Here is a 23,039-nt window from a genome sequence, read left to right as displayed (position 1 = left end):
CGCACCAACAACTGTTTTGTTGTGTGCACGATTGAAACATCAATAGTGTTTCGGCGGCCATAGCGAGAGGGAAACGCCCGGTCACATTCCGAACCCGGAAGCTAAGCCTCTCAGCGCCGATGGTACTGCAGGGGGGACCCTGTGGGAGAGTAGGACACCGCCGGACTTCTTTTCATGAAATGGCCACCCATCGATGGGTGGCCATTTCTGTTTGTATGCCCAAAAACGAGAAAGAGACGTCATGACTGAGGACGACCGCGACAAGAAGAGCGGTGACGCGCGCCACGATCGTGGTGCGTCGGACCGTCCTCGTTACTCTGACTCGAACCGGTCGGGCGCGGGACGCTCGGGTGGTGCACCGCGTTCGGATCGGCCGAGCCGCGACGGCGACCGGTCCCGAGGCGACCGTCCGAACCGTGACGGCGACCGTCCCCGTACGAGCCGCCCTTACGGTGACCGTCCGAACCGTGACGGTGACCGGCAGCGGAGCGACCGCCCCTTCAACGATCGTCCGCGGACGGACCGTCCGTACGGCGATCGTCCCCGCACGGATCGTCCCTTCGGGGACCGTCCGAACCGCGACGGAGACCGGCCGCGTAACGACCGGCCGTACGGTGACCGTCCGAACCGCGGTGGTGACCGGCCGCGCACCGATCGCCCCTTCAACGATCGTCCGCGCACGGACCGCCCGTACAACGATCGCCCGCGCACGGACCGTCCCTACGGCGACCGTCCGAACCGCGACGGCGACCGTCCCCGGACGGACCGGCCGTACAGCGAACGTTCCCGGAGCGACCGTCCGTACAACGATCGCCCGCGTACTGATCGTCCTCACGGCGACCGTCCGAACCGTGACGGCGACCGTTCGCGCACGGATCGCCCCTACAACGACCGCCCGCGCACGGATCGCCCGTACAACGGTCGGCCGCGGACGGACCGTCCCTACGGCGATCGTCCGAACCGCGACGGCGACCGTCCCCGCACGGACCGGCCGTACAACGACCGTCCGCGCACGGATCGCCCGTACAACGATCGCCCTCGCACCGATCGTCCCTACGGCGACCGTCCGAACCGCGACGGCGACCGTCCCCGCACGGACCGCCCGTACAACGACCGGCCGCGCACGGACCGTCCCTACGGTGACCGTCCGAACCGCGATGGTGACCGTCCTCGCACCGATCGTCCCTACAGCGATCGTCCGAACCGCGATGGTGACCGTCCGCGCACCGAGCGTCCCTACGGCGATCGTCCGAACCGCGACGGCGACCGTCCCCGCACGAACCGCCCGTACAACGACCGCCCTCGCACCGATCGTCCCTACGGTGACCGTCCTCAGCGCGACGGCGACCGTCCGCAGCGCGGCGGTTCCTCCGACCGTTCGTCCGGCGGCCGCTCCTACGGAGGCGACCGCTTCGATCGCGATCGCGGGGGAGACGACCGTCGTTCCAGCCGCCCGCCGCGTTCCTCCGACATGCGCGAGGCCAAGAGCGCAGAGCCGGAGATCCCCGAGGAGATCACTCCGTTCGATCTGCACTCGAGCGCACGCAACGAGCTCAAGACGCTGAGCAAGGAGAACGCCGAGGCTGTCGCGCGTCACCTCGCGATGGCAGCACGGCTGATCGACGAAGACCCGGAGCGCGCGCACGCGCACGCCATGGCCGCGTCGCGACGTGCCGGCCGCGTGGCCGTGGTGCGCGAGACCGTCGGCATCACCGCGTATGCCACCGGCGACTTCGCGCTCGCGCTGCGCGAGCTGCGTACCTACCGGCGTATCTCCGGAAGCGAGGAGCAGATCGCGCTCATCGTCGACAGCGAGCGCGGCATGGGACGCCCCGACCGGGCGCTCGAGTCGGGCCGCTCCGTCGACAAGACCGATCTTCCGGTGGAGGTGCGCGTGCATCTCGCCATCGCGATGTCCGGCGCGCGGCTCGATCTGGGCGAGGCCGAGCGTGCCCTCGCCGAACTCGACATCGCCGAGCTCGACCCCGATCGCGCCTTCGCGTGGAGCCCCGCGCTCTTCCTGGCGCGCGCAACCGTGCTCGAGGAGCTCGGCCGTGAGGACGAGGCCGAGGAGTGGAGCCACCGTGCGGCTGTGGCCGCCGAGGCGCTCGACGACGCGTCTGGTGTCGGCACCGACGAGGAGATCATCGTGATGGAGGAGTTCGACGACGACGAACTCGACGGCGACGAACTCGACGGCGACGAACTCGACGACGACGAAGACGACGAGAACGAAGACGTCGTCGCCACCGAGACCGACGACGTGGTCGCCGAGCCGGGCGAGGAGTCCGAGCCGCAGTCCGAGCTCGAGCCGGAATCCGAGCCCGAGCCCGCGCTCGAGGATCCGATCGAGGCCGAGGTCCGTGAGCTGCTCGGTGAGGATGACGTTCCCGCCGAGGGTGAGAAGGACCGCGACTGATGGGGCTGTTCTCGCGCCGGAGCACGCCGCTCGACGATGTGGATGCGGTGCTCGCCGATCTCGACGGTGTCGTCTATGCGGGCGCCGGGGCGCTGCCCCACGCCATCGACGCGCTCAACCAGGCGGCCACCACCCGCCGGCTGGGGTTCATCACGAACAACGCGTCGCGGACGGATGCGTCGGTCGCGCAGCACCTGACCGACCTCGGTCTGACGGTGGCGGCCGATGACGTCGTCACGAGCCCGCAGGCGGCTGTGCGTCTGCTGCGCACCCGCGTGCCCGAAGGATCGACGATCCTCGTGGTGGGCGGGGAGGGTCTCGTCGTCGAACTCGAGAAGTCCGGCTTCGTCGTCACGCGCTCGGCCGACGACCAGCCGGCCGCCGTCGTCCAGGGCTTCGCTCCGCACGTCGGATGGAGCGATCTGGCGGAAGCAGCGTTCGCGCTGAAGCTCCCGGAGGACGAGGGCGGCATCCCCTGGATCGCGACCAACACCGACTGGACGATCCCGCAGTCGCGGGGCATCGCCCCCGGCAACGGCACGCTGGTCTCGGCGGTCCACACCGCGATCGGCCGCCTGGCCACGGTGGCCGGCAAACCGGAGACGCCGATCTTCGAGGTGGCCGTCGCGCGTTTCGGCGCGCGGCATCCCCTCTTCATCGGCGACCGCCTCGACACCGACATCGCCGGCGCGCAGGCCGCGGGCATCCCGTCGGCCCTCGTGCTCACCGGCATCGACCGGCCCAAGCACGTCCTGGCCGCACCGCCGAGCTCGCGACCCGACTTCATCCTGGGCGATCTTCGCGAACTGCACGAGCCGTACCCGGAGACGCGGGTGAAGGGCGATGTCACGATCGTCGGGGACGCGCGCGTCGCCGTCGACGGTGTGGATCTGCGCATCCTCTCGACGGGCGACCGCCCGATCGACCTGGTGCGCGCCGGCGCGGCCGCGATCTGGGCCACCGGGCGGGCGATCTTCGGGTTCCGTGTTCCCGAGGAGCTGTACGCGGATCCGTTCCATCGGCCCTGACGCGCCGCCGGAGCCGCGTGACGTCCTATTCTGGAGGGATGCAGCGCGACCGGAGTGACGCCGACGCAGATCGTCCCGACGACCTGCTCGCCACGCTCGACGTGATCGAGCAGCAGCCGTTGGCCTCGCGGGCCGACGCCTATGCGGCCGTGCTCGACGACCTGTCTCGTCGGCTCGAGTCCGGCCCCACCGGCGCATGACCGCCCGTCTCGACGCGGAACTCGCCAGCCGCGGTCTCGCGCGCTCGCGCACGCACGCCGCGCAGCTGATCTCCGACGGCCTCGTGACCGTCGACGGCGTCGGCATCGTCAAGGCATCGCACCGGGTGAGCCCCGAGGCCGTGCTCGATGTGGCAGGCACCGATCACTACGTCAGCCGTGCCGCGCACAAGCTCATCGCCGCCCTCGACGCCTTCGCCGTCGACGTGTCGGGGCGTTCCGCCCTCGACATGGGGGCGTCGACGGGGGGATTCACCCAGGTGCTGCGCGAACGCGGTGCGACGCCGGTCGTCGCGGTCGATGTCGGGCACGACCAGCTGGCCGCCGCGGTCGCCGCCGACCCCGACGTCCGCTCCGTCGAGGGCTTCAACGTCCGGTACATGACCCCCGCACTGCTGGCGGATGCCGTCGGGCATCCCTTCGCGCCCGAGGTGGTCACGGGCGACTTGTCGTTCATCTCCCTGGCGCACGTGCTGCCCGCCGTCCGCGCGGTCAGCGCCGCGGCGACCGACATCGTGCTCCTCATCAAGCCGCAGTTCGAGGTGGGGCGAACCGCCGTGCGCGGCGGGCTGGTGACCAGCGCCGCCCAACGCGCCGAAGCGGTGTCGCAGGTGCTGTGGCAGGCGTGGGATCAGGGCCTCGGCACACGCGGGCTCATCTCCTCCCCGATCGTGGGGACGCACGGCAATCACGAGTACCTGGTGCATCTCGGCGTGGAGAGCGGCCGGATTCCGTCAGAATGGGAGAGCACCGTGACCGAGCTGACGGGAGTCCGATGACCGCCCCACGCCACATCCTCGTGGTCGCCCACGCGCGCCGCGAGGACACCGTGGAGGCCGCGGACCGCGTGATCACCGCCCTCCACGCCGCCGGCGCCATCCCCGTCCTCGCCGAGGACGACCGTGCCGAGCTCGCCGAGGTGCTGCCGCAGTGCGGTCGGATCGCCGCGCTCGGCATCGACGTGCCGCTCGACGACATCGAGCTGGCCATCGTGCTGGGCGGTGACGGCACGATCCTGCGCGCGGCCGAGATGGTGCGCGGCAGCGCGGCGCCCGTGCTCGGCATCAACATGGGCCACGTCGGGTTCCTCGCCGAGAGCGAGCGCGACGACATGGACGACGCCGTCGCCCGGGTGATCGCCCGCGACTACCGGGTCGAGGAGCGCCTGGCGCTCTCGGTGCGTGTGAAGAGCGCCGCCGGCGCCGTCATCTACGAGACCTGGGCGCTGAACGAGGCGACGGTCGAGAAGGCCAGTCGGGAGCGCATGCTCGAAGTGGTCATGGAGATCGACGGCCGCCCGCTGTCGAGCTTCGGATGCGACGGCGTCGTCATCGCGACGCCCACCGGCTCGACCGCCTACAACTTCTCCGCCGGGGGGCCCATCATCTGGCCGAGCGTCAAGGCGATCGCCGTTGTGCCGCTCTCGGCACACGCGCTGTTCGCCAAGCCGCTCGTCGTCGACCCCGAGGCATCGGTCGCGATCGAGGTGCTCGCGCGCACCCACGGCACGGGGATCCTCTGGTGCGACGGACGCCGGTCGCACGAGCTCCCGCCCGGCGCGCGCGTCGTCGTCCGACAGTCGTCGCGGCCGGTGCGCCTGGCGCGCCTTCATCCGCCCGCCTTCACCGACCGCCTCGTGCAGAAGTTCCACCTGCCGGTCACCGGCTGGCGCGGCCCGGAGTCGCTTCCCGCCGGGAGCGAGGTCCCCTCATGATCGAAGAGATGCGGATGCGGGATCTCGGCGTGATCGCCGACGCCGCACTGCCGGTCGGCCGCGGCTTCACCGCCATCACCGGTGAGACCGGCGCCGGCAAGACCATGGTCGTCACCGGGCTCGGGCTTCTGCTCGGCGCCCGCGCGGACTCGGGCGCTGTGCGCTCGGGAGCCGCGGGCGCATCCGTCGACGGCGTCTGGCTCGTCGACGAGGAGGGCCCCGTCGCCGAACGCGTGCGCGACGCCGGGGGAGACCTCGACCCCGTCGGCGGCGGACGCGCCGAGCTCCTCCTCGGTCGCACCCTGACCAGCGAGGGACGCAGCCGTGCCACGGTCGGGGGTCGTGCCGCACCCGTCGGCGTGCTGGCCGACCTCGCGGACCTGCTCGTCGTCGTGCACGGGCAATCCGACCAGCTGCGGCTGCGCTCGGCCGCCGCGCAGCGCGACGCGCTCGATCGATACGCGGGCGAGAGCGTCGCAACACCCCTGGCGCGCTACCGCGCCGCCTTCGACCGGGTGCGCGCCCTCGACGCCGAACTCGACGACCTGGTCACCCGCCGCGACGAACGGGCGCAGGAGGCGCAGGAGCTGCGCGCCGCGCTCGACGCGATCGCCGCGGCCGACCCGCAACCGGGCGAGGACGAGACGTTGGCCGCCCGCGCCGAGAAGCTCGCGCACGTCGAGGAGCTCCGTGCGGCCGCGGCCCTCGCCCACGCCGCCGTCTCGAACGACGACGACGCGATCGACGCGAGCACGCTCGTCGCCGAGGCGCGACGCGCGCTCGAGAGAGCCGCGGGCAGCGACACCGCGCTGCAGTCCCTCGCCGAGCAGACCGCCGACATCGAGTACCGCCTCGGCGACCTGGCGACATCGCTCGGCGGCTACCTCGCCGATCTCGACGAGTCGGGGCCGGCAGAGCTCGCCGCCGTCGACGAGCGCCGCGGGGTGCTGGCATCGCTCGTGCGCGCGCACGGCTCGCTGCAGGCCGCCATCGACCTCGGCGCCGACGGCGCCCTGCGGCTCGAAGAGCTGGATGACGACGGCTCCCGGGTGGAGCGGCTCGAGGCCGAACGCGACGCGCTCGCGGCCGAGCTCGACACCGCGGCGGAGGCCGTGACCGCCGCCCGCACCCTCGCGGCCCGCTCCCTCGCGACCGCCGTCACCGACGAGCTGCACGCCCTCGCCCTTCCGGACGCCCGTGTCGAGGTCGCCGTGACACCGGCGACGGGCTCGACGGCCGGGCGCGACGACGTCGCGATCCTCCTGTCGCCGCATCCCGGCGCGGATCCCCGCCCCGTCGCCCGTGGCGCGTCGGGCGGAGAGCTCAGCCGGGTGATGCTCGCGATCGAGGTCGTCATCGCCGGCACCGACCCCGTCCCGACGTTCGTCTTCGACGAGGTCGACGCGGGGATCGGCGGCGCCGCCGCGATCGAGGTCGGCCGGCGACTCGCCCGACTCGCCGAGACCTCGCAAGTCATCGCGGTGACGCATCTGGCCCAGGTCGCCGCCTTCGCGAACAACCACCTGAGCGTCATCAAACAGCACGACGGCTCCGTCACCGCCTCGAGTGTGCAGCGTCTGGACGGCGATGCGCGCGAAGCGGAGATGGCCCGCCTGCTGTCAGGATTGGCGGATTCCGACGCCGCACTCACCCACGCGAGGGAACTCCTCGCACTCGCCCGCCCCACGCGCTGATAGGATGGAAGCCCGTGACGCACTCTTCCGGCTCAGGCCTTTCTCACGGTACGAACGACGACGACACCACCAAGCAGATCTTCGTGACGGGCGGTGTCGTCTCCTCGTTGGGCAAGGGTTTGACGGCCGCCAGTCTCGGTAACCTCCTCACCGCCCGCGGGCTGCGGGTCGTCATGCAGAAGCTCGACCCCTACCTGAACGTCGACCCGGGGACGATGAACCCGTTCCAGCACGGCGAGGTCTTCGTGACCGACGACGGGGCCGAGACGGACCTCGACATCGGTCACTACGAGCGCTTCCTCGACATCGAGCTGAGCCAGGCCGCGAACGTGACCACGGGCCAGATCTACTCCCAGGTCATCGCGCGCGAGCGCCGGGGCGAGTACCTCGGCGACACCGTGCAGGTCATCCCGCACATCACCGACGAGATCAAGCGACGGATGCGTCTGCAGGCGAGCGAAGAGCCGCGCCCGGACGTCATCATCACCGAGATCGGCGGCACGGTGGGCGACATCGAGTCGCAGCCGTTCATCGAGTCCGCGCGGCAGATCCGTCACGAGCTGGGGCGCAAGAACGTGTTCTTCGTGCACGTCTCGCTCGTGCCGTTCATGGGGGCGTCGGGGGAGCAGAAGACCAAGCCCACCCAGCACTCCGTCGCGACGCTGCGGTCCATCGGCATCCAGCCGGACGCGCTCGTGCTGCGCAGCGACCGGCCCGTCACCGAGTCGAACAAGCGCAAGATCGCGCTCATGTGCGACGTCGACGAGGACGCCGTCGTGAACGCCATCGACGTGCCCAGCATCTACGACATCCCCACGATGCTCCACGACCAGAACCTCGACGAGTACATCGTGCGCACCCTGGGGCTCGAGAAGTCGGGCGAGGTGGACTGGTCGCGCTGGGAGAACGTGCTCTCGGCCGTCCACAACCCCAAGCACGAGGTCACGATCGGCCTGGTCGGCAAGTACATCGACCTGCCCGACGCGTACCTCTCGGTCACCGAGGCGCTGAAGGCCGGCGGGTTCGCCCACGAGGCGCACGTGAAGATCACGTGGATCCCGTCCGACCAGTGCGAGACGCCCGAGGGCGCGGCCAAGGCGCTCGGCGGCCTCGACGGCATCATCGTGCCGGGCGGCTTCGGCATCCGCGGGATCGAGGGCAAGCTCGGCGCGCTGCGCTTCGCCCGCGAGCAGGGCATCCCGACCCTGGGCATCTGCCTGGGTCTGCAGTGCATGGTCATCGAGTACGCGCGCAACGTCGCCGGGCTCGCGGATGCGTCCTCCAGCGAGTTCGATCCCGAGACCCCGTTCCCGGTCGTCGCGACCATGGCCGAGCAGGTCGACATCCTCGAGAGCGGCGATCTGGGCGGCACCATGCGCCTGGGCCTCTACCCGGCCGATCTCGCCGCCGGCTCGATCGCGGCCGAGGTCTACGGCTCCGACCGTGCCGAGGAGCGTCACCGCCACCGCTACGAGGTCAACAACGCCTATCGCGAGCAGTTGGCCGACGCGGGGCTCGTCTTCTCGGGGTTGAACCCCGAGCTCGGCCTCGTGGAGTACGTGGAGTTGCCGCGCGAGGTGCACCCGTACTACATCGCCACCCAGGCGCACCCGGAGCTGCGGTCGCGTCCCACCTCGCCCCACCCGCTCTTCCGCGGTCTCGTGGGCGCGGCGTTGGATCGCCACCGCGCCAGCGAGCTCTTCGACGTTGAGAATGACTGACGACGCCGTGACGGATCTCCGCGACGACCCCGTCGACGCGGAGATCCTCGCGAGCGACACGGTGTACCGGGGGCGCGTCTGGGACGTGCGCTCGGACACCGTGCGCTACGCGGACGGGGAGATCGTGCGGCAGTACGTCGCGCATCCGGGCGCCGCGGCGATCGTCGCGCTCGACGCCGACGGGCGGGTGCTGCTCATCCAGCAGTACCGCCACCCGGTGCGCCGGCGCGACTGGGAGGTGCCCGCGGGTCTCCTCGACGTCGTGGGGGAGGAGCCGCTCGAGGCGGCGCGGCGCGAGCTCGCCGAAGAGGCGGATCTCGTCGCCGACCGATGGGAGCCCCTGCTCCGCATGTACACGACACCGGGCGGCAGCGACGAGATCGTCCACCTCTTCCTCGCCCGCGGGCTGAGTCCCGCCCCGCACGCGCACGAGCGCGAGGCGGAGGAGGCCGACATCCGCACGGCGTGGGTGCCGCTTCACGACGCGATCACGGCGGTGCTGGAGGGGCGCATGCGCAACGGCATCCTGGCCGCCGGCGTGTTCGCCGCGGCGGAGCGCCTCAGGCGGGACGGCACGGGCGTCTGAGATGCGCATCGAGCGCGCGGTCGAGGTCTACCTCCGGCACGTGACGATCGAACGGGGTCTCGCCGCCCACACCGTCGACGCCTACCGGCGGGACCTCGCCGTCTACGCGGCGTGGCTCGCGGAGGCCGGTCTCGCGGATGTGGCGGAGATCACCGCCGCTCACGTCGCCGACTTCGGGGCCGAGCGGGCGCGCGCCGAGCCCCGGCCGGCCGCGTCGAGCCTCGCCCGCCTGCAGTCCTCGGTGCGGGGGTGGCACCGATTCCTCGTGCGCGAGGGGATCCGTGACGACGATCCGGCCACGACGTTGCGTCCGCCCAAGCTGCCGCAACGGCTGCCGAAGGCGCTGACGATCGACCAGGTGGAGCGGCTGCTCGACGCGGCGGGCCCCGCGCCCGGTGCCGATCGCTCCGCCGAGGCCGTCGCGGTGCGCGATCGCGCGCTCGTCGAGCTTCTGTACGCCACCGGAGCGCGCGTGTCGGAGGTCATCCAGCTGGATGTCGACGATCTCGCCACGGGCGACATGCTGCGCGTGCGCGGCAAGGGCTCCAAGGAACGCGTCGTGCCCGTCGGGTCGTACGCACGGTCCGCGGTCGACGCCTACCTCGTGCGGGCGCGGCCCGAGCTGGCGGCGCGCGGGCGGGCGTCGCCGCGGCTGTTCCTCGGCGCCCGCGGGGCGCCGTTGTCGCGCCAGAGCGCGTGGGCCGTGCTGCAGCAGGCGGCCGAGCGTGCGGGGCTCGAGGCGCACGTGTCGCCGCACACGCTGCGCCATTCCTTCGCGACCCACCTGCTGCAGGGCGGCGCCGACGTCCGCGTCGTGCAGGAACTGCTGGGGCACTCGTCGGTGGCCACCACGCAGATCTACACCTACGTGAGCGTCGACGCGCTCCGCGACGTCTACGCGACGTCGCACCCCCGCGCGCGCTGAGACGGTTATCCCCGGCCCCTCGGGCCCCGTCGGTGCGGCGGCGCGGGGCAGGATGGCGCCGTGCCCGCCCCCACCGCGCTCCCGTCCCGTGCCCTGGCCGTCTTCTGGATCATCGTCGGACTCATCGGATGGGGCGTCTCGTTCCTGCTGTACTTGGAGTACATCGGACAGCTCAGCGGCGCGGAACCGATCGTCACCTGCCAGCTGAGCGTGATCGTGACGTGCGGGCCGAACCTGCTCTCACCGGGCGGCAACCTGCTCGGCTTCTCGAACTCGCTCATCGGGGTGGTGCTCTTCCTCGGTCCGATCTTCGCGGGCGTCACGGCGCTGGCGACCGTCGGCGGTCAGCGCGACGCGTACTGGCGGGTGTTCACGGGCTTCGTGACCGGCGCGATGATCTTCGTGCACGTGCTCGCCTATCGCAGCGTCTTCGAGTACGGCTCGCTCTGCCCCTGGTGCATGATCGTGTGGCTCGTGACGATCCCGCTCTTCTGGGTGACGCTCGGCTGGTCGGCGCGCGAGGGCATCTGGGGCAGATGGGCGGTGCGCCCGGGGGAGTTCCTCCGCAGCTGGGCGCCGCTGGTGGCCATCGCCGACATCGCCCTGATCGCGGTCGTGGCCCAGCTGCGTCTCGACGCGCTCGGCTCTCTGTTCTGACCCTGCGCGCCGCGCGCGGTATTGCGATTCTGTGAATTCTCTGTACGGATACCCCGGTCAGCGGCTAGCGTCGGGGCATCCGGGGAAACGCGAGAGGACTTCACTGTGAACAGAGCACGACACCACTCCGCCCGGATCCTGGTGGGCATCGGGGCGGGCGCCGCCGTGGCGCTCGTGGCCGGCATCGCCCCCGCGGCAGCGGTGGACCCCGCCGATCTCGACGAGCGGGTGACGACCGACGCCGTGCTCGTGCACCTCGAGCAGCTGCAGGCGGTGGCCGACGCGAACGGCGGCAACCGCGCGGCGGGCACGCCCGGGTACGAGGCGAGCGCCGCGTACATCGAGGCCGCCCTCACCTCCGCGGGCTACACGCCCGTGCGCCAGTACTTCGACGCCGCCCTGCAGACGATCGACGCCTTCTCGCTCGCGATCGACGGCATCATCTTCGACGACGATGAGGATGACGACGGCACCGCCGATCCGCTCGGCGTGCCGATGGAGTACACGCCCGGCACCCCCGCCGGCGGACTCGTCGACGTGCCGTTGATCGCGCCGTCGGCGGCGAACGGCTGCTCCGCGGCCGACTGGGACGGCGTCGACGCGACCGGCGCGATCGCCCTCGTCTCGCGGGGCGTGTGCTCGTTCGCCGAGAAGTCCGCGGCCGCCGCCGGCGCCGGCGCGGTCGCAGCGATCATCTACAACAACGACGTCGGACCGCTCGAGGGCACCCTGGGCGGGCAGACCCCCGACCTCGTGCCGACCGTCGGCATCCTGCAGTCGCAGGGCGCCGAGATCCTCGCCGCGATGGAGGCGGGCGTCGTGACTGCCGACCTCGACCTGCAGCAGCACATCGACGAGATCGAGACCTTCAACGTCATCGCCGACACGCCCACGGGGCGCGCCGACAACGTCGTGATGCTCGGTGCCCACCTCGACTCGGTCGAGGACGGCGCGGGGATCAACGACAACGGGTCCGGCTCGGCGGCCATCCTCGAGGTGGCGCTGCAGCTCGCGGCCTCGGGCGAGCTCGAGAACCGCGTGCGGTTCGCGTGGTGGGGAGCGGAGGAGATCGGGCTGCTCGGCTCCGCGTACTACGTCGACGACCTGTACAACACCGGCGGCGACGCCGCCCTCGACACGATCGCGACCTACCTGAACTTCGACATGGTCGCCTCGCCCAACTACGTCATCTCGGTCTACGACGCCAACGAGTCGACCTACGAGGCGCCCGTCATCGTGCCGGAGGGCTCGGTGGCCACCGAGGCGGCGTTCACCGACTACTTCGACGCGAGCGGCCAGCCGTGGATCGACACGGCGTTCGACGGCCGGAGCGACTACGACGCTTTCATCCGCGCGGACATCCCGGCATCCGGTCTGTTCACCGGCGCCGACGATGTGAAGACGGCGGAGCAGGTGGCGCTGTTCGGCGGCACGGCCGGAATCCTGATGGATCCGAACTACCACACGGCCGCGGATGACATCACGAACGTGAACGTCGAAGCGCTCGGCATCATGCTCGGCGCGATCGCGAACGTCACCGCGTCGCTCGCGAACGACACCTCCGCCATCAACGGCGTCGTGCCGATCGTCGACCCCGTCCCGGTGCCCGCGCCCGCCCCCGACGTCACCAACGAGGGCGAGGGCTACCTCGCCGCATCCGGTGGCACGGCACCCGGCGGATGGATCGCCGCGGGCGTGCTGGCCGTGCTCGCCGGCGGGCTCGTGGTGAGCCGCGGGGCCCTGCGCCGCACCCGGTCGTGACACGAGCGGGCAGGGCACCGGCATGCCCTGCCCGCTCGAGCGCCCCGCGTCGGTAGAATCGATCGAACGACCCGGAGAGCAGGAGTACGGTGGCGGATCGCGCGGTGAAGCAAGCGGGGAAGACCTCGAAGACTGAGGTGACCCTCGGGCCCACCGGGCGACCGTATCAGGGCTTCGCGACGCCTCCGGCGCTCGCCGCCCATGGGCCCGCCCGGATCATCGCCCTCTGCAACCAGAAGGGCGGCGTGGGCAAGACCACGACGACGATCAATCTGGCGGCGTCGCTCGCCGCCTACGGGCGCAAGGTGCTCGCGGTCGACTTCGACCCGCAGGGCGCGCTGTCGGCGGGTCTCGGCATCCACACGCACGACATGCCGACGATCTACGACCTGCTGCTCGACACCAAGCGCGACCCGCGCGAGACGATCGTGCACACCGCGGTCGAGGGTCTCGACGTCATCCCGGCGAACATCGACCTGTCGGCGGCCGAGGTGCACCTGGTCAACGAGGTCGCGCGCGAGACGATCCTCGCCCGGGTGCTCCGCCATGTCGTGGCCGACTACGACGTCATCCTCATCGACTGCCAGCCGTCGCTGGGTCTGCTCACCGTCAACGCCCTCACGGCCAGCCACGGCGTGCTGATCCCGCTCGAGTGCGAGTTCTTCGCGCTGCGCGGTGTGGCGCTGCTGATCGAGACGATCGACAAGGTGCGTGACCGGCTGAACCCCAGCATCACCCTCGACGGCGTGCTGGCCACGATGTACGACCCGCGCACGCTGCACTCGCGCGAGGTCCTCGAGCGCGTGGTGGAGGCGTTCGGCGACGACGTCCTCGAGACGGTCATCGGACGCACGGTGAAGTTCCCCGACGCCTCGGTGTCGGGCATGCCCATCACCGAGTTCGCGCCCGAGCACGCGGCCGCGCAGGCCTATCTGCGGCTCGCGCGGGAGCTGGTCGCCCGTGGCGCTGTCGCCTGACCAGGAGCAGACGCCAACCGACGACGGTGGATTCCGTGTGTCGCTCGGGGTGTTCGACGGCCCGTTCGACCTGCTCCTGACGCTCATCTCGAAGCACGAGCTCGACATCACGGATGTGGCGCTCAGCGCGGTGACGGACGAGTTCATCGCCTACCTGCGCCAGCTGGGCCCCGATGCGGATCTGGATGAGGCCTCGCAGTTCCTCGTCGTCGCCACGACGCTGCTCGACATGAAGGTGGCCGGGCTTCTGCCGCAGGGCGAGCTCGTCGACGCCGAGTCGGTGGCGCTGCTCGAGGCGCGTGACCTGCTGTTCGCCCGTCTGCTGCAGTACCGCGCGTTCAAAGAGGTCTCGGCGTGGTTCGCGCGGTCGCTCGAGCGCGAGGACCGACGCCACATCCGCACCGTGCGCATCGACGAGAAGTACCGCCGGGCCGCGCCCGAGCTGGTGTGGACGCTCACGCCCGACGACTTCGCGGCGCTCGCGATGTTCGCACTGGCGCCCAAGGAGATCCCGCACGTCGGCCTCGACCACCTGCACGCCCCGCTCGTCAGCATCCGCGAGCAGGCCGCGATCGTCGTGACGCTGCTGCGCGAGCGCGGCACGCTGTCGTTCCGCGACCTGATCGCCGGGGTCGCCGCCCCCGGCATCGTCGTCGCCCGATTCCTGTCCATCCTCGAGCTGTACCGCCACGCCGCGCTGTCGTTCGAGCAACTCGAACCGCTCGGTGAGCTCACGCTCCGCTGGAGCGCGGAACGGTGGTCCGAGGAGAACCTCGCCACGCTGGGAGCCGATTATGACCGATGACACCGAAGCGCCCGCCGCACCCGCCGCGCAGGGCGAGGACGAGCCCACGGCCTGGCCGCAGGATGTCGGCTCGGTCGCGCGCCGGCTCGAAGCCGTGCTGCTCATCCTCGACGAGCCGCACAGCGTCGTGAGCCTCGCCGCCGCCGTCAGCGCACCCGTGCCGGCCGTGCGCAAGGCCATCGCCGCGCTCGTGGCCGACTACGACGGCGAGACCGGCGGACCGCGTCGCGGTTTCGAGCTGCGGGAGGTCGGCGGCGGCTGGCGCCTCTACGTGCGCGACGACTACGACCGTCTCATCACCGAGTTCCTCGGCACCCAGCAGCCGTCCCGCCTCTCGCAGGCGGCTCTCGAGACCCTCGCGGTCATCGCGTACAAGCAGCCCGTGACCCGCGGCCAGGTCGCCTCGATCCGCGCGGTCAACGTCGACTCCGTGGTGCGTACGCTGGTGGGTCGGGCGCTGATCACCGAGGTCGGACACGACCCCGAGACCGGGGCGATCCTCTACGGGACCACGGCCGCACTGCTCGAGAAGCTCGGGATCAACTCCCTGGACGAGCTTCCGCACATCTCACCGCTGCTCGACGATGGGTCGACCGGCTTCGACGAGGGGATCCGATGACCGAGAACGACGAGGGCGTCCGCCTGCAGAAGGCCCTGGCGAACGCGGGAGTCGCCTCGCGGCGCGTCGCCGAGCAGATGATCGCGGAGGGGCGCGTGCGCGTCAACGGCACCGTCGTCGACGCCCTGGGCAGCCGCATCCGGCCCGAGACGGACATGGTGGATGTCGACGGCATCGCCGTGCAGTTCGACCAGTCCATGCGCTACGTGATGCTGAACAAGCCCACGGGGGTCGTCAGCTCGATGCGCGACGAGCGCGGTCGCCCCGATCTGCGGCGCTACACCGACGAGTTCGAGGAGCGGCTGTACAACGTCGGCCGTCTCGACGCCGAGACGTCGGGGCTGCTGCTGCTGACGAACGACGGCGACCTCTCGCACGTGTTGGCGCACCCCTCGTTCGGAGTGACGAAGGTGTACATCGCGAAGGTCGAGGGGCGGGTCTCGCCGCAGAGCATCGCCTCGCTCACGCGCGGCATCGAGCTGGAGGACGGCCCGATCGCGGCCGACAAGGCGCGGCTGCTCGACGCGTCGTACGACAGCAGCCTGGTGGAGCTCACCCTGCACTCCGGGCGCAACCGGATCGTCCGCCGGATGATGGCGGCCGTCGGGCATCCGGTGCTCGAACTCGTGCGCCGTCAGTTCGGTCCGCTGCACCTGGGAACGCTCCCGGCGGGCCGGTCGCGGGAACTGACTAAAATCGAGCGGGGGGCGCTGCTCACTCTCGCGCGCCGTGACGCCGAGACGGCGCCGCCCGCAGACCAGGAGAACGTGTGAGCGAGTCCACCGCAGCAGGCGCCGTGCGCGTCGCTTCGCGGACCGCCGGCACCGTCCGCGTGGTCGGCGCGGGCCTGCTCGGCGCGAGCATCGGCCACGCGCTGCGCGCGCGCGGCGTCGATGTGGTGCTCGACGACACCTCGCCCGCGCAGCTGCGCCTCGCGATCGACTACGGCGCCGGCCGGGCGCCCGCGCCCGGTGACACGCCCTCCCTCGTCGTCGTGGCGGTGCCGCCCGATGTCATCGCCGACGTCGTCGAGCGCGAGCTGGCCGCGTACCCGGACGCCGTCGTCACGGATGTGGCGAGTGTGAAGACCGAGCCGCTCGAGGCGCTGCGCGCGCGCGGCGTGGACCTGACCCGCTACATCGGCTCGCACCCCATGGCCGGGCGCGAGCGCGGTGGGGCGATCTCGGCGCGCGCCGACCTGTTCATCGGCCGCCCGTGGGTGGTCTGCCGCGACGAGGAGACCTCCGCCGCGCACTTGGCGCTCGTGGAGGGCCTCGCGCTCGACCTCGGTGCGATGCCGATCGAGATGGCTCCCGACGAGCACGACCGCGCCGTCGCGCTCGTGTCTCACGTGCCGCAGCTGGTCTCGACGCTTCTCGCCGGCCGCCTCGCCGAGGCCCCGGAGGGCTCGCTCGGCCTCGCCGGGCAGGGCGTGCGCGACACGACCCGGCTCGCCGCATCCGCGCCCGAGCTCTGGGTGCAGATCCTCGGGGCGAACGCGGCGCCCGTGGTCGACGTGCTCGATGCGCTCGCCGCCGACCTCGCCGCCGTCACCGACGCGCTGCGCGTTCCCGATGCCCCCGGATCCCGCCGCGCCGTCGCCGACACGATCCGGCAGGGCAACCAGGGCGTCGAGCGCCTGCCCGGCAAGCACGGTCAGAACCGTCGCTTCGACTCCATCGTCGTCATGGTCGACGACACCCCGGGCCAGCTGGGTCGCCTCTTCGGTGAGCTGGGCGAGCTCGGTGTCAACGTGGAGGATCTGCGCCTGGAGCATTCGCCCGGCGCACAGTTCGGTCTCGCCGAGATCAGTGTCGTGCCCGCCGCATCCGGTCCCGCCGTCGCGGGGCTCGAGGCGCGCGGATGGAGGATTGCGAGCAGTGTCAATGAGTAACGAGGATGTCGTGGTCATCGCCGTCGACGGGCCCGCAGGAAGCGGCAAGTCGTCGGTGTCGAAGCAGGTCGCGCGGCGGCTGGGGTACGGGTACCTCGACACCGGCGCCGTCTACCGCTCGCTCGCGTGGCACGCGCTCGATCGCGGTGTCGACACGTCGGATGCGGCATCGGTCGTCGACGCGATGGGCGATTTCGACGGCAGCATCTCGCTCGACCCCGACAGCTACTGGGTGCGCGTCGGCGAGAACGACGTCACCGACGCGATCCGCGAGTCCCGCGTGACCGACGCGGTGAGCGGCGTGGCCCGCGTGCCCGTCGTGCGCCACGCGGTGAACGCGCGGTTCCGCGAGCTCGTGGCCGAGTCCGGCCGGCCCGGCGTGGTGGTGGAGGGGCGCGACATCACGACGGTCGTCGCCCCCGACGCGCCCGTCCGGGTGCTGCTGACCGCGGCCCCCGAGGTGCGCGCGGCGCGGCGCAGCGCCGAGACCCACGGGCAGGACGCGGCATCGGTCGCGGACGCCCTGCACCGACGCGACGCGTCGGACTCGACCGTCGTCGACTTCATGTCGGCGGCCCCAGGTGTGGAGGTCGTCGATTCGAGCGACCTCGATTTCGAACAGACGGTGGCGGCAGTACTCGCGGTCACCGAGCGGATGCGGGAGGCCCAGAATGCACGCTGACGACGAATACGACGCAGGACCCGACCAGCTCGAGGAGAAGCTCGCCGACCTCGACGAGAACCTCGCCGAGCAGCGCGCGGCGACGCTGCGCGCGTCGCTGCAGGACTACGACCTCGACGAGGACGACGCCGACGTCCTCGAGGGGCTGATCGGTGACGGCGACGGCATCGAGTACTCGGCCGCGCTGCCGGTCGTCGCGATCGTCGGTCGCCCGAACGTCGGCAAGTCCGCGCTGGTGAACCGCATCCTCGGTCGCCGCGAGGCCGTCGTCGAGGACACCCCCGGCGTCACGCGCGACCGCGTGACGTACAAGGCGGAGTGGCTCGACCGGCGCTTCTCGCTCGTCGACACCGGCGGCTGGGAGCCCGACGCCCGCGGCATCGATCGCTCGGTCGCGGCGCAGGCCGAGATCGCGATCGACCTGGCCGACATGGTGCTGTTCGTCGTCGACGCGAAGGTCGGGGCCACCTCGACCGACGAGTACGTCGTGAAGCTGCTGCGTCGCAGCGGCAAGCCGGTCATCCTCGTGGCGAACAAGATCGACGACGCGCGCCAGGAGCCTGAAGCCGCAGCGCTGTGGAGCCTGGGACTCGGCGAACCGCGCCCGGTCTCGGCGATCCACGGTCGCGGCGTCGCCGACCTGCTCGACGAGGTCATGAAGGTGCTGCCGGAGGTGTCGGCGGTGGCCAAGCAGGAGATCGGCGGCCCGCGTCGCGTGGCGATCCTCGGACGCCCGAACGTCGGCAAGTCGTCGCTGCTGAACAAGGCCGCGGGCGAGGAGCGCGTGGTCGTCAACGAGCTCGCGGGAACCACGCGCGACCCGGTCGACGAGATCGTGGACCTGGGCGGCAAGCTCTGGCGTCTGGTCGACACCGCCGGCATCCGCCGCCGCGTGCACCTGCAGCAGGGCGCGGACTTCTACGCGTCGCTGCGCACCTCGGCCGCGCTCGAGAAGGCGGAGGTCGCGGTCGTCGTGATCGACGTCTCGCAGCCGATCAGCGAGCAGGACGTGCGCATCATCGACATGGTGCTCGAGTCTGGCCGTGCGCTCGTGCTCGCGTTCAACAAGTGGGATCGCCTGAACGACGACGACCTCGAGAACGCGGATCGTCGCCGGTACCTCGAGCGCGAGATCGAGCAGGACCTCGCCCACGTCGCCTGGGCGCCGCGCGTCAACATCTCGGCGCGCACCGGACGCCACCTCGAGAAGCTGGTTCCGGCGCTCGAGACCGCGCTCGAGTCGTGGGATCAGCGCATCTCGACCGGAAAGTTCAACGCGTTCCTGTCGGAGCTCGTCGCCGAGCACCCGCACCCGCTGCGCGGTGGCAAGCAGCCCCGCATCCTGTTCGGCACGCAGGCGGGCACGCGTCCGCCGACCTTCGTGCTGTTCACGACCGGGTTCCTCGACCCCGGCTACCGTCGCTTCATCCAGCGGCGCCTGCGCGAGCTGTACGGCTTCGAGGGCACGCCGATCGTGGTCAACATGCGGGTGCGCGAGAAGCGCCAGCGCTGAGCGCACGTCGTGGCGGGGGCCCCGACGGCCCCCGCCCCGCCCCCACCCCCCCACCAAACGCGCGGACCCGGGCGCCCGCGGGGAGGGGGTCCCCGCGCTGGGGCCGGTCGGGTCGCGTGGGGCGGGGCCCCCCCCCCCCCCCCCCACGACGCTCACCGCACGACGAACCGGTCGAACCGGTGCGCCGGCAGGTCGTCGAACGCGACCGGCGCGAGGTCTGCGGACTCGCCGTCGGTGCGCGGCATCGGCAGGCGCACGCCCTCGCTCCGGAACCGCTGCACCGCCCATGTGTGCACACCGGCATCCGCGAGCCGGTGGCCGAGCGCGGTGAGCTGCGCCTCATCCATCGCGTCGGGATGCACGGTCGTGCGGATCTCGTAGTCGAGCGGCCGCGGGCTGCCCGCGCGGGCAGCGGCCGCGCCGAGCAGCACCGCGAGGGACCCCCACGAGCGCTCGGCGGCGTTCGCGTACCCGGTGACCCGCTCGTAGCCCGTGCGCCCGGCCTTGATGTCGAGGCCCACCCAGTCGAGCTGGGGCAGCAGGCGCTGCAGGGCCGCGGGGTAGGCGCCGGCGGTGTGCAGCCCGACGGCGAAGCCCATCTGCCGCACCGCCGCCACCGCGCCGGGCAGCGCGGGCTGCATGGTGGGCTCGCCGCCCGAGAACACGACGCCGTCGAGCAGCCCGCGGCGGCGCCGCAGGAACGCGCAGAGCCGCTGCCAGCTCATCACGCCGGGTGCGCGGGGCGCACGCAGGTCCGGGTTGTGGCAGTAGAAGCAGTCCCACGGGCACCCCTGCAGGAAGACCGTGGCGACGAGGCGGTCGGGCCAGTCGACGGTCGAGAGCTTCGAGAGCCCTGCGATGCGGATGTCGTGGGGCGGCGCCGCGAGCGGCACCATGTCAGCGCGCCGCCGTGGCGAGCGAGCGCTCCTCGGCGAATGCCAACCGCTCCGCCGCCTCGCCCTGCTTGCCGATGTTGAACGAGGACACCGGGCGGAAGTAGCCCATGACGCGCGTCCACACCTCGCACGCGCTGCCGCAGTCGGGGCACACCGTGTGCTCGCCGGAGCGGTACCCGTGCGTGGGGCAGATCGAGAACGTCGGGGTGATGGTGATGTAGGGCAGCCGGAACTTCTCGAGCGCACGGCGCACGAGGGTGCGGCACGCGGCGGACGAGGTCATCGCCTCGCCCATGTACAGGTGCAGCACGGTGCCGCCGGTGTACTTCTGCTGCAGGTCCTCCTGCATCGCGAGGGCCTCGAAGGCGTCGTCGGTGAAGCCCACCGGCAGCTGCGAGGAGTTCGTGTAGTACGGGTTCGCGTCGCTGCCGGCCTGGTGGATGCCGTCGAAGCGCGCGAGGTCGGCCTTGGCGAAGCGGTAGGTGGCGCCCTCGGCGGGCGTCGCCTCCAGGTTGTACATCGTGCCGGTGGCCTCCTGGAACTCGACCATGCGGGCGCGGATGTGGTCGAGCACGCGGGCGACGAGGTCGTGACCCTCGTCGTCGGTGATGTCGATGCGGTCGCCGCTGAAGTTGCGCACCATCTCGTTCAAGCCGTTGACGCCGATCGTCGAGAAGTGGTTGTCGAGCGTGCCGAGGTAGCGCTTGGTGTACGGGAACAGGCCGCCGTCGATGTGGTGCTGGATGACGGCACGCTTGGCCTCGAGGGTGTCGCGGGCGATCTCGATGAGCTCGTCGAGCCGCGCGAGCAGGCCCGCCTCATCCCCGGGGTGGAGGAACCCGAGGCGCGCGCAGTTGACCGTGACGACGCCGAGCGAGCCGGTCTGCTCGGCCGAGCCGAAGAGGCCGTTGCCGCGCGCGAGCAGCTGCGTGAGGTCGAGCTGCAGCCGGCAGCACATGGAGCGGATCATGCCGGGGTCGAGGTCGGAGTTCACGAAGTTCTGGAAGTACGGCAGCCCGTACTTGGCGGTCATCGCGAAGAGCGCGTCGACGGCGGGGTCGTCCCAGTCGAAGTCCTTGGTGATGTTGTAGGTGGGGATGGGGAAGGTGAACGCGCGGCCCAGCGCGTCGCCCTCGGTCATGACCTCGATGAAGGCCCGGTTGATCATCGCGCGCTCGTCGCCGAGGTCGCCGTAGGTGAAATCGCACACCGTGCCGCCGATGAGCGGGCGCTGCTCGGCGAGGTCGTCGGGGCAGGTCCAGTCGAGGGTGAGGTTGGTGAACGGCGTCTGCGTGCCCCACCGCGAGGGCACGTTGAGGTTGAAGACGAACTCCTCGATCGCCTGGCGGACGGTGGGGTAGGTCAGCGCGTCGAGCCGCACGAAGGGTGCGAGGTAGGTGTCGAACGAGCTGAACGCCTGGGCGCCGGCCCACTCGTTCTGCAGCGTGCCGAGGAAGTTGACCATCTGGCCGAGGGCGCTCGTGAGGTGGCGCGGCGGGGCCGACGAGACCTTGCCGGGCACGCCGTTGAAGCCCTCCTCCAGCAGCATCCGCAGCGACCAGCCCGCGCAGTACCCGGCGAACATGTCGAGGTCGTGGATGTGGATGTCGCCCTCGCGGTGCGCCGTGCCCGCGGCCGGGGCGTAGACCTCGTCGAGCCAGTAGTTGGCGATGACCTTGCCCGAGGTGTTGAGCATCATGCCGCCGAGCGAATAGCCCTGGTTCGCGTTCGCATTGACCCGCCAGTCGCCCCGGGAGAGATACTCGTCGATCGTCGCGGCGACGGGGACGTTTCGGGCGGTGCGGGATGTGCTCATGCGGACTCCTGGGATCGGCGGGCGGCGTGTGGATCCATCACTGTAGGCGTCGGGTCGGCGCGCGGGAGGGGCGGCGGGCGGTGAATAATCGGCGCCGTTCGGGTGTCGTGTTCGGGTCTCGGAATGACACCGGCCGCGGGGGAGGGGCGGGGATGTGGGAAGGTGGGACGATGACCGTCGAACCGCCGTCCCCGGGTGAGCCGCGCCGGCCTCTCGGGCCGCGCGATCCCGGCGATGCGTGGGTCGTTGCGCCCGACGGCCAGCGCTTCTGGGGGCGCTTCGGAGCCGCGGGTCTGCTCGCCGTCGACGCCGAGCGCGGCGTGCTGCTGCAGCACCGCGTGTCATGGAGTCACTTCGGCGGCACGTGGGCGCTGCCGGGCGGTGCCCGCCACCAGGACGAGTCGGCCGTCGACGGCGCCATGCGCGAGGCGACCGAGGAGGCCGGCGTGCCCGACGGCGCGGTGCGGCCGCGGCTGCTCAGCGTCCTCGACCTCGGCTACTGGTCGTACACGACGCTCGTCGCCGACGTGGTGCGCCCGTTCGAACCGGTCATCAGCGACCCCGAAAGCGTCGAGCTGTCGTGGGTGCCGATCTCCGAGGTCGACACGTACCCCCTGCATCCCGGGTTCGCGGATTCGTGGACCCTGCTGCGCCCCCTGCTCGAGCGCCGGCCCGTGGTCGTCGTCGACGCGGCGAACGTTGTGGGCTCGGTTCCCGACGGCTGGTGGCGCGACCGCGCGGGCGCGGCCGCGCGGCTGCTCACCCGGCTCGAGGGCATCGCGTCCGAGGGGATCGTCGCCGACGCCCTGGGGCTGCCCGCCGCGCGCTGGTTCCCGCGCATCGTCGTGGTGCTCGAAGGCGCCGCGCGGGAGGCGCGGACCGTGGGCTCCGCGGGAGGCGTGGATGTGGTGCACGCCCCCGCATCCGGCGACGACGAGATCGTGGCGCAGGTGCTCGCCGCCGCCGCATCCGGCGAGGCGGTGACGGTCGTCACGAGCGATCGCGCGCTGGCCGACCGGGCGACAGCGGGCGGCGCCACCGTGCACGGCGCGGGCTGGTTGCTCGACCTGCTCGGCTGAGGCGCTCGCCGCGGGGCGCTGCTACGGGTTCCTGC

At 71.5% G+C, this 23,039-nt stretch carries 22 protein-coding genes and 1 rRNA gene; 20 read left to right on the top strand and 3 right to left on the bottom strand.

The window, feature by feature from the left end:
* The first annotated feature begins 49 nt into the window (after positions 1-49).
* A 5S ribosomal RNA gene (rrf, locus tag AB0N73_RS09955) occupies positions 50-166 on the top strand.
* 6 nt (positions 167-172) lie between these two features.
* On the opposite strand, the gene AB0N73_RS09950 is transcribed toward rrf, so the two are convergent.
* Positions 173-1,534, bottom strand: a complete 1,362-nt coding sequence (locus AB0N73_RS09950; protein ID WP_363562926.1) for a hypothetical protein — start codon at positions 1,532-1,534, stop codon at positions 173-175.
* On the opposite strand from AB0N73_RS09950, the gene AB0N73_RS09945 reads away from it, so the two are divergent.
* From AB0N73_RS09945 to der, 18 genes are all read left to right on the top strand, one after another.
* Positions 1,472-2,419, top strand: a complete 948-nt coding sequence (locus AB0N73_RS09945) for a hypothetical protein (RefSeq protein ID WP_363562924.1) — start codon at positions 1,472-1,474, stop codon at positions 2,417-2,419. The genes AB0N73_RS09950 and AB0N73_RS09945 overlap by 63 nt on opposite strands.
* Entirely contained in the window at positions 2,419-3,447 is a 1,029-nt protein-coding gene (locus AB0N73_RS09940; protein WP_363562922.1) for an HAD-IIA family hydrolase, read from the top strand. Before AB0N73_RS09945 ends, AB0N73_RS09940 begins: the two co-directional genes overlap by 1 nt.
* A gap of 38 nt (positions 3,448-3,485) precedes the next feature.
* Positions 3,486-3,647, top strand: a complete 162-nt coding sequence (locus tag AB0N73_RS09935) for a hypothetical protein (RefSeq protein ID WP_363562920.1) — start codon at positions 3,486-3,488, stop codon at positions 3,645-3,647.
* The gene (locus tag AB0N73_RS09930) at positions 3,644-4,444 is read left to right on the top strand and encodes a TlyA family RNA methyltransferase (protein ID WP_363562918.1); all 801 of its coding nucleotides are present in this window, start codon (positions 3,644-3,646) and stop codon (positions 4,442-4,444) included. The genes AB0N73_RS09935 and AB0N73_RS09930 overlap by 4 nt, the downstream gene beginning before the upstream one ends.
* Positions 4,441-5,379, top strand: a complete 939-nt coding sequence (locus AB0N73_RS09925) for an NAD kinase (RefSeq protein WP_363562916.1) — start codon at positions 4,441-4,443, stop codon at positions 5,377-5,379. Before AB0N73_RS09930 ends, AB0N73_RS09925 begins: the two co-directional genes overlap by 4 nt.
* Positions 5,376-7,073, top strand: a complete 1,698-nt coding sequence (gene recN / locus AB0N73_RS09920) for a DNA repair protein RecN (protein ID WP_363562914.1) — start codon at positions 5,376-5,378, stop codon at positions 7,071-7,073. The genes AB0N73_RS09925 and recN overlap by 4 nt, the downstream gene beginning before the upstream one ends.
* A 14-nt stretch (positions 7,074-7,087) precedes the next feature.
* Positions 7,088-8,794, top strand: coding sequence for a CTP synthase (locus tag AB0N73_RS09915; protein WP_363562912.1), 1,707 nt, complete (start codon positions 7,088-7,090; stop codon positions 8,792-8,794).
* Positions 8,787-9,380, top strand: coding sequence for an NUDIX hydrolase (locus AB0N73_RS09910; RefSeq protein WP_363562910.1), 594 nt, complete (start codon positions 8,787-8,789; stop codon positions 9,378-9,380). Before AB0N73_RS09915 ends, AB0N73_RS09910 begins: the two co-directional genes overlap by 8 nt.
* Before the next feature lies 1 nt (position 9,381).
* On the top strand, positions 9,382-10,305 hold the full coding sequence (gene xerD, locus AB0N73_RS09905) for a site-specific tyrosine recombinase XerD (RefSeq protein WP_363562908.1): 924 nt from the start codon (positions 9,382-9,384) through the stop codon (positions 10,303-10,305).
* Positions 10,306-10,365: 60 nt separating this feature from the next.
* Positions 10,366-10,962, top strand: a complete 597-nt coding sequence (locus tag AB0N73_RS09900) for a vitamin K epoxide reductase family protein (protein ID WP_363562906.1) — start codon at positions 10,366-10,368, stop codon at positions 10,960-10,962.
* A 105-nt stretch (positions 10,963-11,067) separates the two neighbouring features.
* Complete coding sequence (locus AB0N73_RS09895; RefSeq protein WP_363562904.1) at positions 11,068-12,723, top strand: M28 family peptidase; 1,656 nt, start codon at positions 11,068-11,070, stop codon at positions 12,721-12,723.
* Between the two features lie 104 nt (positions 12,724-12,827).
* Positions 12,828-13,700: a ParA family protein gene (locus AB0N73_RS09890; RefSeq protein ID WP_363562902.1), complete on the top strand. Its 873-nt coding sequence runs from the start codon at positions 12,828-12,830 to the stop codon at positions 13,698-13,700.
* Positions 13,684-14,505 (top strand): ScpA family protein, encoded by an 822-nt coding sequence (locus tag AB0N73_RS09885; protein ID WP_363562900.1) that lies wholly within the window; start codon positions 13,684-13,686, stop codon positions 14,503-14,505. The genes AB0N73_RS09890 and AB0N73_RS09885 overlap by 17 nt, the downstream gene beginning before the upstream one ends.
* A complete protein-coding gene (gene scpB, locus AB0N73_RS09880; RefSeq protein ID WP_363562898.1) occupies positions 14,495-15,124 on the top strand; it encodes an SMC-Scp complex subunit ScpB in 630 nt (209 codons plus the stop codon). Before AB0N73_RS09885 ends, scpB begins: the two co-directional genes overlap by 11 nt.
* Positions 15,121-15,897, top strand: a complete 777-nt coding sequence (locus AB0N73_RS09875) for a pseudouridine synthase (RefSeq protein ID WP_363562896.1) — start codon at positions 15,121-15,123, stop codon at positions 15,895-15,897. Before scpB ends, AB0N73_RS09875 begins: the two co-directional genes overlap by 4 nt.
* Positions 15,894-17,018, top strand: a complete 1,125-nt coding sequence (locus tag AB0N73_RS09870; protein ID WP_363562894.1) for a prephenate dehydrogenase — start codon at positions 15,894-15,896, stop codon at positions 17,016-17,018. The genes AB0N73_RS09875 and AB0N73_RS09870 overlap by 4 nt, the downstream gene beginning before the upstream one ends.
* Complete coding sequence (gene cmk / locus AB0N73_RS09865) at positions 17,011-17,700, top strand: (d)CMP kinase (RefSeq protein ID WP_363562892.1); 690 nt, start codon at positions 17,011-17,013, stop codon at positions 17,698-17,700. Before AB0N73_RS09870 ends, cmk begins: the two co-directional genes overlap by 8 nt.
* The gene (gene der / locus AB0N73_RS09860; protein WP_363562890.1) at positions 17,690-19,213 is read left to right on the top strand and encodes a ribosome biogenesis GTPase Der; all 1,524 of its coding nucleotides are present in this window, start codon (positions 17,690-17,692) and stop codon (positions 19,211-19,213) included. The genes cmk and der overlap by 11 nt, the downstream gene beginning before the upstream one ends.
* Positions 19,214-19,365: 152 nt before the next feature.
* On the opposite strand, the gene AB0N73_RS09855 is transcribed toward der, so the two are convergent.
* Entirely contained in the window at positions 19,366-20,109 is a 744-nt protein-coding gene (locus AB0N73_RS09855) for an anaerobic ribonucleoside-triphosphate reductase activating protein (protein ID WP_363562888.1), read from the bottom strand.
* A 1-nt stretch (position 20,110) separates the two neighbouring features.
* A complete protein-coding gene (locus tag AB0N73_RS09850) occupies positions 20,111-21,925 on the bottom strand; it encodes a ribonucleoside triphosphate reductase (RefSeq protein ID WP_363562886.1) in 1,815 nt (604 codons plus the stop codon).
* 170 nt (positions 21,926-22,095) lie between these two features.
* On the opposite strand from AB0N73_RS09850, the gene AB0N73_RS09845 reads away from it, so the two are divergent.
* Positions 22,096-23,004 carry an NUDIX hydrolase gene (locus AB0N73_RS09845; RefSeq protein ID WP_363562884.1) on the top strand — a complete coding sequence of 303 codons (909 nt, stop codon included), beginning with the start codon at positions 22,096-22,098 and terminating at the stop codon, positions 23,002-23,004.
* Positions 23,005-23,039 lie beyond the last annotated feature (35 nt).

This window comes from Microbacterium sp. NPDC089189 (genome assembly GCF_040685095.1).
Classification (GTDB): Bacteria; Actinomycetota; Actinomycetes; order Actinomycetales; family Microbacteriaceae; genus Microbacterium.
This window is presented reverse-complemented; position numbering and strand designations above follow the sequence as displayed.

What these genes read in the sequence shown, in the direction of transcription:
- AB0N73_RS09945 (WP_363562924.1), top strand. Translation starts at nt 1,472, where the DNA reads ATGCGCGAGGCCAAGAGCGCAGAGCCGGAGATCCCCGAGGAGATCACT.
- AB0N73_RS09940 (WP_363562922.1), top strand. Translation starts at nt 2,419, where the DNA reads ATGGGGCTGTTCTCGCGCCGGAGCACGCCGCTCGACGATGTGGATGCG.
- AB0N73_RS09935 (WP_363562920.1), top strand. Translation starts at nt 3,486, where the DNA reads ATGCAGCGCGACCGGAGTGACGCCGACGCAGATCGTCCCGACGACCTG.
- AB0N73_RS09930 (WP_363562918.1), top strand. Translation starts at nt 3,644, where the DNA reads ATGACCGCCCGTCTCGACGCGGAACTCGCCAGCCGCGGTCTCGCGCGC.
- AB0N73_RS09925 (WP_363562916.1), top strand. Translation starts at nt 4,441, where the DNA reads ATGACCGCCCCACGCCACATCCTCGTGGTCGCCCACGCGCGCCGCGAG.
- recN (WP_363562914.1), top strand. Translation starts at nt 5,376, where the DNA reads ATGATCGAAGAGATGCGGATGCGGGATCTCGGCGTGATCGCCGACGCC.
- AB0N73_RS09910 (WP_363562910.1), top strand. Translation starts at nt 8,787, where the DNA reads ATGACTGACGACGCCGTGACGGATCTCCGCGACGACCCCGTCGACGCG.
- xerD (WP_363562908.1), top strand. Translation starts at nt 9,382, where the DNA reads ATGCGCATCGAGCGCGCGGTCGAGGTCTACCTCCGGCACGTGACGATC.
- scpB (WP_363562898.1), top strand. Translation starts at nt 14,495, where the DNA reads ATGACCGATGACACCGAAGCGCCCGCCGCACCCGCCGCGCAGGGCGAG.
- AB0N73_RS09875 (WP_363562896.1), top strand. Translation starts at nt 15,121, where the DNA reads ATGACCGAGAACGACGAGGGCGTCCGCCTGCAGAAGGCCCTGGCGAAC.
- cmk (WP_363562892.1), top strand. Translation starts at nt 17,011, where the DNA reads ATGAGTAACGAGGATGTCGTGGTCATCGCCGTCGACGGGCCCGCAGGA.
- der (WP_363562890.1), top strand. Translation starts at nt 17,690, where the DNA reads ATGCACGCTGACGACGAATACGACGCAGGACCCGACCAGCTCGAGGAG.
- AB0N73_RS09855 (WP_363562888.1), bottom strand. Translation starts at nt 20,109, where the DNA reads ATGGTGCCGCTCGCGGCGCCGCCCCACGACATCCGCATCGCAGGGCTC.
- AB0N73_RS09850 (WP_363562886.1), bottom strand. Translation starts at nt 21,925, where the DNA reads ATGAGCACATCCCGCACCGCCCGAAACGTCCCCGTCGCCGCGACGATC.
- AB0N73_RS09845 (WP_363562884.1), top strand. Translation starts at nt 22,096, where the DNA reads ATGACCGTCGAACCGCCGTCCCCGGGTGAGCCGCGCCGGCCTCTCGGG.